Below are 15,898 nucleotides of genomic sequence, written 5' to 3'. Positions count from 1 at the left end.
CGGGTACGGTGGGTTCATGGCGCAGTTCGTGGACTGGGATCTGGCCGCCGCGACAGCGGGGGCGCTGAGCAAGTCGGGCCCCCGGGTGTCGTACGCCGAGGCCACCGACGTGGTCGGCGACCTGCGCCGGCTGACCGACGAGGCGGCCGGTCACGTCGCCGACTACACCGGCCTGCGCGCGCAGGTCGCGCACCCGCCGGTACGCGTGGTCGACCGCCGGGACTGGGCGGCGGCGAACATCGCCGGGCTGCGTGAGGTCGTCTCCCCGCTGGTCGAGCGCCTCTCCGGCGACAAGCGGCCGGGTGCGCTCACCGAGGCGATCGGCTCCCGGGTGACAGGTGTGCAGGCCGGCACCGTGCTGGCGTACCTCTCCGGCCGCGTGCTCGGCCAGTACGAGGTCTTCGCCGGCGACCCCGGCCAGCTGCTGCTGGTGGCGCCGAACATCCTCGAGGTCGAGCGGAAGCTCGGCGCCGACTCGCGCGACTTCCGGCTCTGGGTGTGCCTGCACGAGGTCACCCACCGCACCCAGTTCACCGCCGTGCCGTGGATGCGCGCGTACTTCCTCGGCGAGGTGCAGGCGTTCGTGGACGCCTCCCAGGGCGGCGAGCACCTGCTGGAACGGCTCCGCCGCGGTGTGGCGACGCTCTCCGACGCGGTGAAGGACCCGGAGAGCCGGGCCAGCGTGCTGGACATCGTGCAGACCCCGGCCCAGCGCGCCGTGCTGGACCGGCTGACCGCGCTGATGACGCTGCTGGAAGGCCACGCCGAGTTCGTGATGGACGGCGTCGGCCCGCAGGTCATCCCCAGCGTCGAGTCGATCCGGGCGGCGTTCAACCGCCGCCGCGAGTCCGGCAACCCGCTGGAGAAGGCGATCCGGCGGCTGCTCGGCATCGAGGTCAAGATGCGCCAGTACGCCGAGGGCCGCAAGTTCGTGCACGGCGTCGTCGACCGGGTGGGGATGCAGGGCTTCAACAAGATCTTCTCGTCCCCGCTGACGCTGCCCCGCCTGGACGAGCTGGGCGACCCGGACGCCTGGGTGTCGCGCGTACACGGGCCCGCCGGTGCCACCCCGCCCGTCGGCTGATCCGGCCGGTCCGGCCGGGCCGCTCGATCCGGCTGATTCTGCGGGCTGGGCTGATTCCCCTGGTCCGCTCGGTTCGGCTTCTTCCGCGGGCCGGGCTGATTCCGGCGCTCGGTCGCGCCGCTCGCCGTCGCCCGCTCCCGTCGTCGCCGGGGTGCGGCTCGCCGTCCGCCGGATGCTGACCGGCCTGCCCGGCGGCGGCCCGGTGCTGGTGGCCTGCTCCGGCGGGGCCGACTCGCTCGCGCTCGCCGCCGCCACCGCGTTCGTGGCCCCCCGGCTCGGGCGCCCGGCCGGCCTGGTGACAGTCGACCACGGCCTGCAAGCCGGGTCCGCCGAACGGGCCGAGGCGGTCGCCGGCTGGGCCCGCGCCGCAGGGCTCGACCCGGTCGAGGTGCTTCCGGTACGCGTGGACGGCCGGCCCGGCGGACCCGAGGCGGCCGCCCGCGAGGCCCGGTACGAGGCGCTGGTCGCTGTCGCCCGCCGCTACGACGCAGCCGGGGTGCTGCTCGGGCACACGCGCGACGACCAGGCCGAGACCGTCCTGCTCGCGCTGGCCCGGGGCGCCGGACCGCGCGGGCTGTCCGGGATGCCGGAGCGGCGCGACGTCGACGGGGTATCCCTGCTCCGCCCGCTGCTCGACGTCACGCGCGCCGACACCCGGGCCGCCTGCGCCGCGCTCGGGCTCGACCCGTGGGCGGACCCGCACAACGCCGACCCCGCGTACGCCCGGGCCCGGGTCCGGTCCGACGCGCTGCCGGCACTCGTCGACGCGCTGGGGCCGGGGGTGGTGGCGAACCTGGCCCGTACCGCCGGGCTGCTCGCGGCCGACAACGCCGCGCTCGACGCGCTCGCCGACACCGCGCTCGCCGACGTCCGTACCGCTGACGGTGGGCTGTCCGTAGCCGGGCTCGCCGGGTTGCCGGCCGCCGTCCGTACCCGGGTGCTGCACGCCTGGGCCCGTGAGCTGGGCGCGACGCCGGCCGCGCTGTCGCACAGTCACGTGGCGGCGCTGGACGCCCTGGTCACGGCCTGGCACGGACAGGGCCCGGTGCACCTACCCGGCAACCACAAGGTGCGCCGCCACACAGGCCACCTCCTGCCCTGACCCGCGCGCCCGCCCACCCCGCCCTTGCCCGTCCCCCGTCCCGTTGATCAAGGACTTTTGGTCACTTTCCGGCCCTCTCCAGCCCGCAAACTCCTTGATCACCGCTCCAGGGGGTGGCGGGCGGGGGCGTCGATCATGAAGTTGACCGGGAGGAAACGGGCGGGAAAGTGCGGTCAACTTCATGATCGACGGGGTGGGCCGGGGTGGGCGAGGTCGGCGGGGCGGGGCGGGGCGGGGTGGGTCAGGTGGTCTGGCGGTCTCGGAAAGTGGTGCGGTAGGCCAGCGGGGTGGTGCCCACGCGACGGGTGAAGTGGTGCCGCAGCGCCGCCGCGTCGCCGAAGCCGGCCTGCTCGGCCACGCCCTCCACGCTCAGCGTGGTGTCCTCCAGCAGGTGCCGGGCCAGCAGCACCCGCTGGTTGGTCACCCAGTCGTGCGGAGTGGTGCCGGTCTCGGCGCGGAACCGGCGGGCGAACGTCCGAGGCGCCATCCCGGCGCGCGCCGCCAGCTCGTCCACCGTCACCTGCCGGCGCAGGTGTCCCATCAGCCATTCCAGCACCGGTTCCAGCGTGGGTGCCTCCGGTGCCTTGGGGATCGGCGCCTCGACGTACTGCGACTGGCCGCCGTCGCGGTGCGGCGGCACCACCATCCGGCGGGCCAGCCGGGTCGCCACCGCGGAGCCGTGCTCCTGGCGTACCAGATGCAGGCAGGCGTCGATGCCGGCGGCGGTGCCGGCGCTGGTGAGCAGCCGGTCGTCCTGCACGTAGAGCGAGTCGCACTGGACCCGGGCGGCCGGGAAGCGGCGCTGCAGCTCGTCGGTGTACCGCCAGTGGGTGGTGCAGTCGCGCCCGTCGAGGATGCCCGCCTCGCCGAGGACGAACGCGCCGGCGCAGACGCTGAGCAGCCAGGCGCCCCGGTCGGCGGCGCGGCGCAGCGCGGCGAGCACCGGTTCGGGTACCGGGGTGCCGTCGGCGTGCGCGGGCACCGCCACCAGGTCGGCGTCCTCGACCGCGCCCAGGTCGGCGGTGGGGCTGAGCAGGAACCCGGAGCGGCTGCGGACCGCACCGCCGTCGGCGGTGCAGACGTCGAACCGGTATCCGGGGAAGTCGTCGGCGGTGCGGTCGGTGCCGAAGACCTCGGCGAGCACGCCGAGTTCGAACGCGGCGACCTGGTCCATGGCGATGACGGCGACCGAGCGGAGCATGTGACGAGGGTAACCCGACAGGTGGCAGGAAATCGATGCCCGGTGACATTCCTGCCACTGTCCGGATCGGTCGGTGGCCCGCAGAATCAATGGTGTCCGGTGCGCACCGGCGGCGAAAACAGTCTCAACCATGCGAAAGCGAGCGCCGCCATGACCGTTCTGCTGCTTCTGCTGTTCCTGCTCCTCCTCGTCGGCGCCAGCGCCTTCGGGTTCACCGCCGACACCCGCGACTCGGCCGACTGGAAGCCGAGCGACGACGGGCAGCGCTGGCGCTCCCGTACCTGCTGAGGTGATTTATTCAGTTCGCGCCGAAAATCCCCGGCGGGACCGCGCCAAAAGGGGCGGCCCCGCCGACGGCGGCGCGGGGGCGTACGGCAGGCTAGGAGCATGGCTGACGGCTCCTGGTACGACGCCGACATCGACCACGTGATCATCTCGGAGGCGCAGATCCGCGACAAGACCGCGGAGCTGGCCAAGCAGGTCTCGGCGGACTACGCCCACGTCGAGGACGGCCTGCTGCTCGTGTGTGTGCTCAAGGGAGCGGTCATGTTCATGGCCGACTTCGCCCGCGCGCTGGGCCGCCAGGGCCCGCCCGCCGAGCTGGAGTTCATGGCCGTCTCGTCCTACGGCCAGGGCACCACCTCGTCCGGCGTGGTCCGCATCCTCAAGGACCTGGACCGGGACATCGCCGGCCGCCACGTGGTGGTCGTCGAGGACATCGTCGACTCCGGTCTGACGCTGTCCTGGCTGCTGCGCTACCTGGAGTCGCGCTCCGCGGCCAGCGTCGAGGTGGTCGCGCTGTTCCGCAAGCCGGACGCGGTCAAGGTGCAGGTCCCGGTCAAGTACGTCGGGTTCGACATTCCCACCGAGTTCGTCGTTGGCTACGGGCTCGACTTCGGCGAGCGGTACCGCGAGGTGCCCTACGTCGGGGTGCTCAAGCCCGAGGTGTACGCGCGGGCCTGAGGCTTTGCCGAGCCCTTCGTCAGCTGACATTCAGCGGGCTCTCAGTCTTCCGGTCTACGGTAGGAGTCGGTGACGTGGAGGCACCCTCCACGCCCGGCCCCTCGAACCGCGTGACCGTGCGGTGTGGGCGGGCCGGGTGGGAGCTCCCCGCCACGCCGGCTCGAACCCGGGTTCGCCCTACGCGTAAGTGCCGGGCTCGCAAGCTCACTCGTCGCGCGCGCCGAGGTTCCGGATGTGCGCGACTGCGGGGCTCGCAAGCTCACTCCTCGCGCGCACGGTGTACCGTCGAATGACCGTGGTGCGGCAGTTTGCGTGCCCCGGGGGTCGGGCCGGCCCGCACGGCGGCCCCGGCTGCCGCTCAAGGCGGCGACACCATTCAGACGGTCAGGACGTCGATCAGGAGGATGCGGGCGCCTCGGCACCCGACTACAGCATGGAACGTACGCGTTTCTTCCGCCGACCGGTGGTCTGGATCATCCTGGTCATCCTCGGCGCCGTTGTGCTCAGTCAACTGTTCACCGCTGGTCCCAGCTACCACCGGGTGGACACGTCCGTCGCGCTCGACCAGCTCAACAAGGGTGGCATCGAGAAGGTCGTCTTCCAGGACAAGGAGCAGACGCTCCAGCTCGACCTGAAGGACAAGGCCAAGTTCGACGGCGACACCACCACTGACAAGATCGAGGCGCAGTTCCCGTACGAGGTCGGCGGCCAGGTCTGGAACCAGGTACGCGAGGCCGAGGCGGCGGACCGCATCACCGGCCCGGTCGACACCAAGGTGTCGTCGGACAGCATCTGGGTCAGCCTGCTGGTCAACCTGCTTCCTATCGCGCTGCTCGTGCTCCTGCTGCTGTTCTTCATGTCGCAGATGCAGGGCGGCGGCTCCCGGGTGCTCAACTTCGGCAAGTCCAAGGCGAAGATGATCACCAAGGACACGCCGAAGACCACCTTCGCTGATGTCGCGGGTGCGGACGAGGCCGTCGAGGAACTGCACGAGATCAAGGACTTCCTGCAGAACCCGGCGAAATACCAGGCCCTGGGCGCCAAGATCCCGAAGGGCGTGCTGCTGTTCGGCCCGCCCGGTACCGGCAAGACGCTGCTGGCCCGCGCGGTCGCCGGCGAGGCCGGGGTGCCCTTCTACTCCATCTCCGGCTCCGACTTCGTCGAGATGTTCGTCGGTGTCGGTGCCAGCCGCGTCCGCGACCTGTTCGAGCAGGCCAAGTCGAACGCTCCGGCGATCGTCTTCGTCGACGAGATCGACGCCGTCGGCCGCCACCGCGGCGCCGGCATGGGCGGCGGTCACGACGAGCGGGAGCAGACGCTCAACCAGCTGCTTGTCGAGATGGACGGCTTCGACACCAAGGGCGGCGTCATCCTGATCGCCGCCACCAACCGGCCGGACATCCTCGACCCGGCGCTGCTGCGTCCGGGCCGGTTCGACAGGCAGATCCCGGTCGACGCCCCCGACATGGAGGGCCGCAAGGCCATCCTGCGGGTGCACGCCAAGGGCAAGCCGTTCACGCCCGACGTCGACCTCGACGCGGTCGCCCGGCGTACCCCGGGCTTCAGCGGCGCCGACCTGGCCAACGTGATCAACGAGGCCGCGCTGCTCACCGCTCGTAAGGAGCAGCGGGCGATCACCAACGACTCCCTGGAGGAGTCGATCGACCGGGTGATCGCCGGCCCGCAGCGCCGGACCCGGGTGATGAGCGACCAGGAGAAGAAGATCACCGCGTACCACGAGGGTGGGCACGCGCTGGTCGCCTGGGCGCTGCCGCACGCCGCGCCGGTGCACAAGGTGACCATCCTGTCCCGGGGTCGCTCGCTGGGTCACACGCTCGTGCTCCCCACGGAGGACAAGTACACCCAGACCCGGGCCGAGATGATCGACACCCTGGCGTACGCGCTGGGTGGCCGGGCGGCCGAGGAACTGGTCTTCCACGAGCCGACCACCGGCGCCGGCAACGACATCGAGAAGGCCACGCAGCTGGCCCGCGCGATGATCACGCAGTACGGCATGAGCTCCAAGCTCGGTGCGATCAAGTACGGCACCAGCGGCGACGAGCCGTTCCTCGGCCGCAACATGGGCCACGAGCGGGACTACTCCGACGCGGTGGCGGCCGAGATCGACGGCGAGATGCGTGCGCTGATCGAGCTGGCCCACGACGAGGCCTGGGAGATCCTGGTGGAATACCGGGACGTCCTGGACAACATGGTCCTGGAGCTGATGGAGAAGGAGACGCTCTCCACCGCCGACATGGCCCGGATCTGCGCGCGTGTGGTCAAGCGCCCGCCGATGGCGCCGTACCACGGCTTCGGCAAGCGTCAGCCCTCCACCGAGCCGCCGGTGCTCACCCCGGCCGAGAAGGAGGCGCTGGCCGCGCAGGCCCGCGCCGACGCCGCCGCCTCGATCGGTGGTTCCAGCAACAACTCGGACGGTACGCACTGAACAGCGATCCGACGACGGCCGGTTCCCACCACAGGGAGCCGGCCGTCTCCGCGACCGAGCCCGACGGGGACGACGCGCTCGACTACGTGGCCGCACGCCTGATCAGCGGCAAGCTCACCGGCGGCCCGGTGGAGGACAGCGTCGACCTCGCCCGGATCGAGAAGGCGGTCCGCGAGATCCTCATCGCGGTCGGCGAGGACCCGGACCGCGACGGCCTCCAGCAGACGCCGGCCCGGGTCGCCCGCGCGTACGCCGAACTCTTCGCCGGCCTGCGTGTCGACCCGGCCCAGGTGCTCCGCACCACGTTCGAGGCCAACCACGAGGAACTGGTGCTCGTCCGGGACATCGACGTGATGAGCCTCTGCGAGCACCACCTGCTGCCGTTCCGGGGCAGCGCGCACATCGGTTACATCCCCGGCCCGGACGGCCGGATCACCGGCCTGTCGAAGCTGGCCCGGCTGGTCGAGGTGTTCGCCCGCCGGCCGCAGGTGCAGGAGCGGCTCACCTCGCAGATCGCCGACCTGCTGATGTCCAGCCTCGCCCCGCGCGGTGTGATCGTGGTGCTGGAGTGCGAGCACATGTGCATGGCGATGCGCGGCATCCAGAAGTCGGGCGCGAAGACCATCACGTCCGCCGTGCGCGGCGGCCTGCAGAACGACGCGAAGTCTCGGGCCGAGGCGATGGCGCTGATCATGGCCCGCTGACCCTCGACCGGCACCGACGGCCGCGTACTCCCGCCCGGGAGGCGCGGCCGTCGTCAGTCGGGCAGCATGGCGAGCAGCAGTCCGGCGGCGGTGAGCACCGCCGGGACCAGGCAGACCAGGGCGCCGAATCGGGGCGTCCGGTCCACCCGGTCGGTGGGCCGCGGGCGGAAGATCCGCCCCACCGCGAGCCAGCCCAGCATGAACGCGACAGCCGGCAGCGGCAGCCCCACGAGCAGCGCCAGCACTGTGACCGGCCCCGGGCCGGCGACCGCGTACAGCAGCAGCTGGAGCAGCGGCACCACGAGCGCCAGCGGCCCGTACACGAGCAGGTTGCGGGGCCGGGACGGCCACCGGGCCAGCCGCGGCAGGCCGCGCGCGCTCAACGTGTCGTCCGCCGCGTCCGCCCAGTCCCCGGCCGCGCGCAGCGCCGCCAGCACCGCCGACGGCCCGCCCGCCATCGACCGGGCCGCCTCGGTCACCTCCGGCGGCGTCGGGACCAGCGACATCGCCGGTACGCCCAGATCACGCAGCCGGGACTGCTGCGGCGCCAGCCGTTCCCGTACCGCTGTCAGCTCCTCGCGGGCCGCGGCCACCGACCTCGCCTGCTCCCCGGCGGCGGTGGCCGCCGCGCGGCGTACCCCGTCGAGCGCCCGCGCGGCAGCGACGTACTCCGCCCAGGCCGACTCGGCGGGGTCCGCCACTGTGGTCGGGCCACCCGCGCGGGGTCCCGGTACGGTCGTGCCGGTCTCGCTCATGCGGCCCCCTCCCCGGTGCGGCCCGCCGCCCGCGGGTCCGGCTCGACCCGCGCGGTCGCCACTTCGGCCGTGCCGAAGGGCACGAAGACGGTGCCCTGCTCGTCCGGGCCGTCCCAGAGCACCGCGCGACCGGGGCGGGGCCGCCACCAGACCGGACGGTCGAAGAGCTGCTCCAGCCGGCCGCCCGGCACGTCGGTGACCGCCACGGCGGTGAGCTTGTCCACCTCGCCCTCCGGGCCGAGCAGTCCGGCCAGCGGTGCTGGTGTCCGCCACCAGCCGAGCAGGTGCCGCCCGGCCGGCGGGCCCTCCAGCAGCAGCGTCCGCAGCAGGTCGGGCGGCAGTTCGGTGGCGTCCGGCACGTCCAGCCCGAACACCACCAGGTAGCCCGGCTCGTCCGAGTCCATCGCGGTCCGCAGCCCGGCGGCGTCGACGGTCTCCACCCGGTGCCGTCCGGCAAGATCGGCGGCGAGCACCCCGGCCGGCTCGGCCGAGCCGTTCGCCAGCGGCGCGAGCACGAACCGGGCCGAGCCCGGATGCGCCGCAGCCGCGCTGCGTACCGCAGTGACCAGCAGCCGCTCGGCCTCCTCGTCCCGGCCCAGGACGGCCAGGTTCCGCCCCGCGCCCGGCCCCAGCGGCACCGTCACCGTGGACCGTCGCACGTCCACCGCCCGGCCCAGCAACGCGGCGGGCGCGTGGGTCCGCCCGGCCAGCGCGGCCCGGTGCCGGGGGTCGTTGGCGAGCAGCGGGCGGGCGTACCCGGCGAAGACCACGGGCGGCGTCGCCGACTCGCCCCGCGTCTCCCAGAGCCGTCGCCGCAGGTCGGTCAGGACCTCGGGATCCTCGTACGGATCCGGGAAACGGATCATCCGCTCGTGCCCCCGGGTCGCGCCGCGCGGACCGCCCAGACCACCCGCCGTGTTCACCACCGCGCTGCCCACCGGCAGCCCGGCCGCCGAGTCGTTCGCCGGTTCCAGCACCGCCGAGCCGCCGGGCAGCGCCACCCGCACCGGGAACTGGCCGAGCAGCGGGTCGCGCGGGCCGCCGATGCCCAGGTCACCCTCGCCGGCCAGCACCAGGTGGATCCCGTACGACCGGCCGGCGCGGGCGAGCGCGTCCAGCCGGGCCAGCAGGTCGGCGGCGAGCCGGTCCCGCTCGCGCAGCGCCAGCGGGAAGTTGTCGACCACGCAGACGATCCGGGGGAGCGGCTGGTGCTGCCGCAGCTCGGCGTAACGCTGCCCACCGGCCCGCCGGGACGCCTCCTCGCGCCGGCGCAGCTCCGCCTCCAGTTCGCCGAACAGGTCGGCCACGTACTCCCGGTCGGCGGCCATCCCGGCGGCACGCACCTGCGGCACCCAGGAGCGGTCCCGCTCGGTCTGGAGGAACTCCACGAACGACTCGCCGTCGGCCAGGTCGGCCAGGTAGAGCGCCAGCTCGTCCGGGCCGTACCGGGCGGCGAGGCCGAACAACGCGTCGGTCAGGAACGCCGACCGCCCCGCCTGACCCCGGCCGCTGACCAGCCAGTGCGGGGTCAGCTCGGTGAAGCCCAGGCTGACCGGACGCCCGGCGGCGTCACCCACAGTGGTGCTCAGCCCGTCGGCCGAGCCGGCCGTCCAGAAGCCGTCGGCAGGCAGCAGGTCACGAAGGGAGAGACGGGAGCCGTCCTCGATCTGCCGGGCCAACCGCGCGCAGACAGCGGCGACCAGGTCGGCGGGCGGATCCTCGTCGAGGAACACCGGCGAGTTCAACCCGCCCGGCGGCTCGGCGCCCGGACTGCTGAAGCCGGCGCCGGGCGGGTCACCGACCAGCGCGTACGCGGTGCGAACAGTGACCGCTGTGGCGCGCGGCAGCGGGCCGCCGTCCGGCCAGCCGGCGAGCACCAGATGCAGCCCGGCGCGCGGCCCGCCCTCGGCCAGCCCGGCGAGCCGGTCCAGGTCGGCGGTGGTCGTACCCTCTGGCAGCGCGGCGACTATGAGCAGCAGCGTCCGGTCGTGCCCGCGCTGCCGGGCCGTGCCGGCCGCGACCCACTGCTCCGCCTCGGCCAGCACCGCACGCATCCCGGCGAGGTCGGTGGCGGGCGGGGGCAGCAGGCCGGCGTCGGCGAGCGGCGCGTACCCGGCGAAGGTGTCACCGGAACCGCCGTCCACCGCGCGAGCCAGCAGCGCTCCCGCCGGCGTCGCAGCGAACACACGCAGCAGCAGCGCGCGGAGCAGCCCGGCCACCCGGGCGTCCGAGGCGTCGGCGTCGAGGCTCAGGTGGCCGCTGCCGAGCAGCGGCACCAACGCGGGGAAGCGGGCGTCGTCGAGCGGCGCGGCCGTGCCCACCCGGACCAGCGGCGGCAGGCCGTCACCGGGAGGCGTCGTCGCGCTCAGCGCTTCCAGCGGCCCGCCTGCCCAACCGGGCGCCGCCACGTCGGCCGCCGCTCGCAGGCGCTCGGCCAGCTCGTACTGCCGGTGGTGGTCGGCCGGCGCGGGCCGGATCTCGTCGAGGATGCCCGCCGCCGCCGTCGCGGCGGCCTCGGCCCGGCGGTGCAGCGCGGCGGCCCGGCCGGCGCGCGCCTTCGGAGTCGCCACCGCGTCCACCTCTCTTTCCGAGGCCGACATGTCCTCCCCGAGGTGTGACGGTAACCCAGGCGGCGGCCGTCCACCGGGATGTCGGTCGGCGCGGTGAGCTGGTCGGCGGTGAGCAGCCTCACCCCGCCGCCGGTCGGTGTCCGCCCGGCGGTTCGCCACGATCCGCCGGTTCCAGGCATTGGGTACGCGCGGCGCAGCCGATAGCCTCAGGAGGTGGAATCAGTGCAGCCCCCCGCCGGTTCCCAGGTGTCCCGAGTACCGGCGCAGCGAACCCCGCCGGAGCAGTTGGCGCCCCCCGCGCCTGCTCCCGCACCGGTACGCCAAAAGCGTCCGGTGCGCACAGTGCTCGCTGTCGTCGCGGGTGTGCTGGCGGTGCTGTGCACCGTCGGCGGGGTGGTCGGGTTCGTGCTGTACGACCGCGCAACCGCCCCGGACCGAAGCGCCCCCGACGTCGTCGTTGCCAACTACATCCGGGCCTACCTTATCGACCGGAACGACACGAAGGCCCAGGAATTCACTTGTAACGACAGTGACGGGACCGGTGGCATGCGTGATCTCAGGACCGAGCTTGAGCAGCGCGAGGCCAACTTCGGCGTCTCGATCAAAGTGAGCTGGGGCCCGTTGCTCCAGGACGACAATGGATCGGGCGAATCGGTTACCACGACACTTGCCATCTCCAGCTCGAAGGATGGCCAATCGGTAAGCAGCCGTCGGGAAACGTGGCGATTCGACTTGACGGACAACAAAGACGGCTGGCGCGTCTGCGGTGCGAGTAAGGTCGGCTGAGGCCTACTCCAGCCAGAGCAGGTGCACCGGCACCTCCAACGTGGTCGGTGCCTGGCCGCGCCAGGCCCACCGGTACCACTCCAGTTCCGGGGCCACCCGCACGCAGATGTCGCCGTCCGCGCCGGAGTAGGTCTCGGTGACGGCACGCAGGTCGCGCCGTTCCACGCCGTTGTCCACGTGCACCACGCGCCGCCCGGTCACCGCGTCGGCCTCGAACACCGGTGTGGGCGGCCGGCGTTCCGGCACGTCCAGCGAGACCAGCCGGAGACCCGGGGCGATCGTCCCGGCCGCCGGCTGCCGCTCACCGATGGTCTCCACCCAGACCCGCTCCACAGGTACCAGCGGCGCGAACACCTCCACCTGTTCGGCCTCGGCCCGGTACCACTCGTGTTCCGGGATCACCGGTACGTAGGTGCGGCTGCCCTGCACCACCCGCTCGTCGGCCCGCAGGTCGCCACGCCAGCCGAGGCCGGGCAGGCCCACGAGCACGCGGCGGCCGCGCAGCTCGGTACCGCCGGTGGCGGGCACGGTCTCCACCGGCCGGGGCGGGAGTGGCGCCCAGTCGGGCCGGTCGGCGAACGGGTCGGGCAGGGGGTTGCTCATCCGCCCGGCCTCACCCGGTCTCGCCGAGGGGGGCGCCCCGCTTGCGCATGAAGGGCACCGGGTTCTCCGCCCCGTTGCTGGACCGGTCGCCATTGCGGTGCACCTCGAAGTGCAGGTGCGGGCCGGACGAGTTGCCGCTGCTCCCGGAGAGCCCGATGACCTCGCCCGCCTCGACCGACTGACCCGGCACCACGCGGGGTCGCTCGACCATGTGGCAGTAGCGGGTGATGAATCCGCCGGTGTGCAGGATGTCCACGAACCATCCGCAGCCGCCCTTGTTCGGCCAGCCGTCCCGGTCGCAGTCCCGCCGCCCGGAGCGGTCGGGGTCGCAGCGGGCCACCAGTACCCGGCCCGCCGAGGCGGCGTGGATCGGCGTGCCCTTCGAGGCGGCCAGGTCCACGCCTTGGTGGCTGGGGCGGGCCGTGGTGCGGAAACCGGAGACCACACCGCCGGGCAGCGGCGCGGTCCAGCCGGAGGCGGCGATCCGGTCTCCGGCCGCGGCGTCGCACACCGCCTTGCCGGCGATCTCCACGGTCCGGGCGGCGCCGCCGGCCAGCGCGTCGACGATGGCTCCGGCTAGTTCCTCGTGCTTGGCGTAGGCGTCGGGGTAGGCGCTGACCTGGACTTTCTGGGCGACCACAGTGAGCGGGCGCTGCTGCCAGTTCGGCACCTTCTCCATCTTCTGGTAGAACTTGCGGGCCGCGTACGAGGGCGTCATCCGCTGCTCGACGCTGCCCCATCCGGGCCGCTGCTGGAACAGGCCCAGCGAGTCGTGATCGGCGCCGACCCCTTCGTGCGGCAGCGCCAGCGACGCCGGCACCGTGCTGTTGGCGAGGTTGCGCAGCGCTGATTCCTGCATCGCGGTGGCCAGCGCGATCACCCAGCCGCGCGCGGGGAGCTTCATGTCCTGGCCGACCTTGATGATGACCGCGGCGTTGCGCAGTTGGCGCTCGCCGTACTCGGCGAAGCGCGGCATGTCGCCGGTCAGGTTCACCTGGTAGGTGGGATCGCAGTTCAGGGCCGCGAGCTTCGGGTCGTCCTCGTCGCCGCCGAGTTCGGTGAGAAGGAAGGCGCCGGCACCGCCGACGCAGCAGAGCAGGGCGAGCACGCTCGTGACGGCAGTGGCGACCACGCCCAGGCGCAGCTTCCGGCGGACCTGTCCGGCGACGGCCGGGCCGGCGGTCACGACCGCTCCCAGTCGATCGCGTCCACCAGCCAGGGTCCGTCCGGTGCGACGAGCTCGAGCCGGAGCGTGCCGTTGTCCAGCGGAACCACCGCCTCCACGAAGGACTCGGTACGAGGCCGGAGCGTCGGGGTGCCGGCGGTCCTCCGTGCGGGCACCGTCTCCGGGTCGGCATCAGTCATCTTCTCGGCCAGCGCCGGCGTGGAGAGCGGCCGCAGGCGGGCCTGCCACGCGTCGCCGCTGCTGCCCGGGCCGCTCAGCCACGCGGTGGTGAAGCGGCCGGCGACCTGCTCCGGCGTGTCCTCGCCCGGCCGGGTCTTCGGGGCGACTGCGGTCGGCGGGCTGGCGAGCACGCCGTCGTCACCGGCCTCCGGGTCCGCGGTGCTGATCGGCTGGGTGGGGCGGCTGGTCAGGCCGAGGCCCGGATCGCCGGGGCCGGCGACGAGGCGGGCCGCGCCGATCACCCCGAAGACCAACACGGCGATCACCAGGGCGATGCCGATCCGGGACCGGAGGACCCGGGTGAAGAGGAATTCCAGCGCGCGTCGCACCGGACTCACCGGGCCTCGGAGCGAATGCGCGGCGCCGGCCGGGCCGGTGCGGTGCGGCGGCCCGCCGAGTCCGGCCGGTAGACGGCGTAGGAGGGCGCTTCCTCCGGCACGTCCGGCTCGGTCCAGGTCGACGGTGCGCGCCGGGGGCGGGGAGTGCCGCCGGGACGCTCACCCGGCCGTCCAGTCGCGGGCGCCTCCTCCGGCCGTTCCCGCCCGTCCGGCCGTTCCCGCTCGGCGGGTGTGGCGCTGTGCGCCGGATCCTCGTGCCGGGCCTCCGGCCGGAGACTGCGCTGGTCGGCCGTGACGGTGCGGCGCTTGCCGATCGCCGGCTCGTTGGTGCCGCCGGGCTCCGCCACGTCCAGCCGCGCGGCGATCCGCATGTCCCGGAAGAACCGCCGATGCCAGGAGCCGGCCGAGCTGACCGCCTCGCTGCTGTCCTTGCCGCCGAGCTGGGTGATCCGGCGGTACGGCCGCAGCAGCAACCAGCCGACCACCCCGCAGAGCCAGACCAGGACCACCTGGAGCCAGCCGGGCAGCGTGGCGGTGTTCATGATCAGGTCGACGGCGAAGAGGTAGATGGCCGCGCCGGTGCCGAAGATGGCGATGTTGAAGACGGCGGCGACCACCGCGTTCGCCAGCCGCCGGAGCCCGGCGCTGGCCGGGCGCATCAGGCCGACGGTGCCGAGGATCGGCGCGGCGATCACCGCCCATCGGAAGATCAGGAAGCCGAGCAGCACCAGCAGTGACGCGGTGAGGTCGAACATGGCGAACAGCACCGAGGCCAGCACCGCGATGAACCCGGCGCCGATCCGGTCCATGTCCCGGGTGCCCTGGAGGTACTCGTACGCCTCCGGGTCCTCGGTCTTGATCTGCTCGGCGACCTTGGCCCACTGCTGCTGCTTGGCCTTGATGACCACGTCGCGGGTGGCCGGGTTGGACCGGATCGACGCGGCTTCGTCCCAGGTGAGCGACTTCGCGTCGTAGAGCGCTTGGCCGTACTTCTTCGCGGTCTCGCTGTCGGCCGAGCCGAGCACACCGCGCAGCCAGTTCCGGTAGAGCATCGTCTCGGTCGCCGTATCACTCGCGCGTACGGCAGGAGGACGATGATCCTTGCACGCCTGCGGATTCGGGTCGTCACATTGGCCAGGCGGCGTGTCCTTGGTGGATGGGCCGACCGCGTCGTGCACGACGCCCAGCGTGGTGATCAGCGTGTTGTCGGCGATGTTCGCGGACTTGACCGGCCAGGCGGCCAGCGCGGTCACCGCCACCATCACCAGCAGCGCCCAGCCCGCGGTGGTCATCGCGTTGCTCATGTCCGACTGGCGGGACCGCCAGAGGAGGTAGAGGCCGACCACGCAGACGGTGATGATGCCGAAGACGCTGAACACCTTCTGGTAGACGGCCTTCGTGGCCTGCTCCACCAGCGGGTCGGCCCAGCTCCACATCGTGCGCGGGTCCCAGGCGCGCTCGCGCAGCGCGTTCGAGGCGCCGATCACCGCGTTGGCGAACATGAACTCGCCGTTGGCGACCATAGTCGTGAAGCGGTAGTCCGGATGCAGCACCGAGGAGGCGCAGCCGCCGTCCACGTCGTACGTGTTGTAGCTGTACCCGGCGTACCCGTAGTCGCTGTAGAGGCCCTTCGGGCCGGGCTCCTTCGCCGAGTCGGGCCGGGACGCGAACCAGCCGGCCAGGCCTGAGTCCGGCGCGGCGGGCACCGGCGCGTTGCGGCACTCGACCTGGTCCTCGCTGACCGCCTTGAGCTTGCCGACGCAGGACCGGAAGTCGGCCTGCCACTCCTTGGTGCTGCACAGCTCGGCGCGCGCCTGGGTGACCGGCGCGGCGGCGTACGCGGGTGTGGCCGCTCCGATCACCGGCCAGGAGATCGTGGCCCCGGCGAGTACGCCGAGCGCGAGGAGGAGCGCCGCGATCCGTGCCCGGGCCCTCGCCATG

General features: G+C 73.2%; 14 protein-coding genes. 7 read left to right on the top strand and 7 right to left on the bottom strand.

Annotated features, from left to right (window positions below; translation table 11 throughout):
• The first annotated feature begins 16 nt into the window (after window positions 1–16).
• Together SM452_RS04515 and tilS are read left to right on the top strand one after the other, a co-directional pair.
• Window positions 17–1,084, top strand: a complete 1,068-nt coding sequence (locus SM452_RS04515; RefSeq protein ID WP_120574100.1) for a zinc-dependent metalloprotease — start codon at window positions 17–19, stop codon at window positions 1,082–1,084.
• Between the two features lie 172 nt (window positions 1,085–1,256).
• On the top strand, window positions 1,257–2,186 hold the full coding sequence (gene tilS, locus SM452_RS04510) for a tRNA lysidine(34) synthetase TilS (RefSeq protein WP_463839390.1): 930 nt from the start codon (window positions 1,257–1,259) through the stop codon (window positions 2,184–2,186).
• A gap of 241 nt (window positions 2,187–2,427) precedes the next feature.
• On the opposite strand, the gene SM452_RS04505 is transcribed toward tilS, so the two are convergent.
• Window positions 2,428–3,387 (bottom strand): GlxA family transcriptional regulator, encoded by a 960-nt coding sequence (locus SM452_RS04505; protein ID WP_355511575.1) that lies wholly within the window; start codon window positions 3,385–3,387, stop codon window positions 2,428–2,430.
• Window positions 3,388–3,537: 150 nt separating this feature from the next.
• On the opposite strand from SM452_RS04505, the gene SM452_RS04500 reads away from it, so the two are divergent.
• The 4 genes from SM452_RS04500 (at window position 3,538) to folE (ending at window position 7,500) form a co-directional block, all read left to right on the top strand.
• Window positions 3,538–3,675 (top strand): hypothetical protein, encoded by a 138-nt coding sequence (locus SM452_RS04500; RefSeq protein WP_018786602.1) that lies wholly within the window; start codon window positions 3,538–3,540, stop codon window positions 3,673–3,675.
• Window positions 3,676–3,774: 99 nt separating this feature from the next.
• Window positions 3,775–4,350 (top strand): hypoxanthine phosphoribosyltransferase, encoded by a 576-nt coding sequence (hpt, locus tag SM452_RS04495; protein WP_013288988.1) that lies wholly within the window; start codon window positions 3,775–3,777, stop codon window positions 4,348–4,350.
• Between the two features lie 433 nt (window positions 4,351–4,783).
• Window positions 4,784–6,796 carry an ATP-dependent zinc metalloprotease FtsH gene (gene ftsH, locus SM452_RS04490; protein ID WP_135242355.1) on the top strand — a complete coding sequence of 671 codons (2,013 nt, stop codon included), beginning with the start codon at window positions 4,784–4,786 and terminating at the stop codon, window positions 6,794–6,796.
• Between the two features lie 86 nt (window positions 6,797–6,882).
• Entirely contained in the window at window positions 6,883–7,500 is a 618-nt protein-coding gene (gene folE, locus SM452_RS04485) for a GTP cyclohydrolase I FolE (RefSeq protein WP_013288986.1), read from the top strand.
• A 53-nt stretch (window positions 7,501–7,553) separates the two neighbouring features.
• Here the strand turns inward: folE and SM452_RS04480 are convergent, their stop codons facing one another.
• Window positions 7,554–8,255 carry a hypothetical protein gene (locus SM452_RS04480; protein ID WP_355511578.1) on the bottom strand — a complete coding sequence of 234 codons (702 nt, stop codon included), beginning with the start codon at window positions 8,253–8,255 and terminating at the stop codon, window positions 7,554–7,556.
• Complete coding sequence (locus SM452_RS04475) at window positions 8,252–10,834, bottom strand: FtsK/SpoIIIE domain-containing protein (RefSeq protein WP_463839389.1); 2,583 nt, start codon at window positions 10,832–10,834, stop codon at window positions 8,252–8,254. The genes SM452_RS04480 and SM452_RS04475 overlap by 4 nt, the downstream gene beginning before the upstream one ends.
• Before the next feature lie 213 nt (window positions 10,835–11,047).
• Here SM452_RS04475 and SM452_RS04470 point away from each other — a divergent pair, with 213 nt between their 5' ends.
• Entirely contained in the window at window positions 11,048–11,611 is a 564-nt protein-coding gene (locus SM452_RS04470) for a hypothetical protein (protein WP_463839388.1), read from the top strand.
• A gap of 3 nt (window positions 11,612–11,614) precedes the next feature.
• Here SM452_RS04470 and SM452_RS04465 read toward each other — a convergent pair whose 3' ends face one another.
• Genes SM452_RS04465 through SM452_RS04450 form a run of 4 tightly spaced genes read right to left on the bottom strand, consistent with a single transcriptional unit; the run spans window position 11,615 to window position 15,897 of the window.
• Window positions 11,615–12,214, bottom strand: a complete 600-nt coding sequence (locus SM452_RS04465; RefSeq protein WP_463839332.1) for a hypothetical protein — start codon at window positions 12,212–12,214, stop codon at window positions 11,615–11,617.
• Window positions 12,215–12,224: 10 nt separating this feature from the next.
• Window positions 12,225–13,400, bottom strand: coding sequence for a M23 family metallopeptidase (locus SM452_RS04460; protein ID WP_463839331.1), 1,176 nt, complete (start codon window positions 13,398–13,400; stop codon window positions 12,225–12,227).
• Window positions 13,397–13,957, bottom strand: a complete 561-nt coding sequence (locus SM452_RS04455; protein ID WP_357209507.1) for a hypothetical protein — start codon at window positions 13,955–13,957, stop codon at window positions 13,397–13,399. The genes SM452_RS04460 and SM452_RS04455 overlap by 4 nt, the downstream gene beginning before the upstream one ends.
• The gene (locus SM452_RS04450) at window positions 13,954–15,897 is read right to left on the bottom strand and encodes an MFS transporter (RefSeq protein WP_463839330.1); all 1,944 of its coding nucleotides are present in this window, start codon (window positions 15,895–15,897) and stop codon (window positions 13,954–13,956) included. Before SM452_RS04450 ends, SM452_RS04455 begins: the two co-directional genes overlap by 4 nt.
• Window position 15,898 lies beyond the last annotated feature (1 nt).

The organism is Micromonospora sp. SYSU B005, from assembly GCF_055362685.1.
This window is presented reverse-complemented; position numbering and strand designations above follow the sequence as displayed.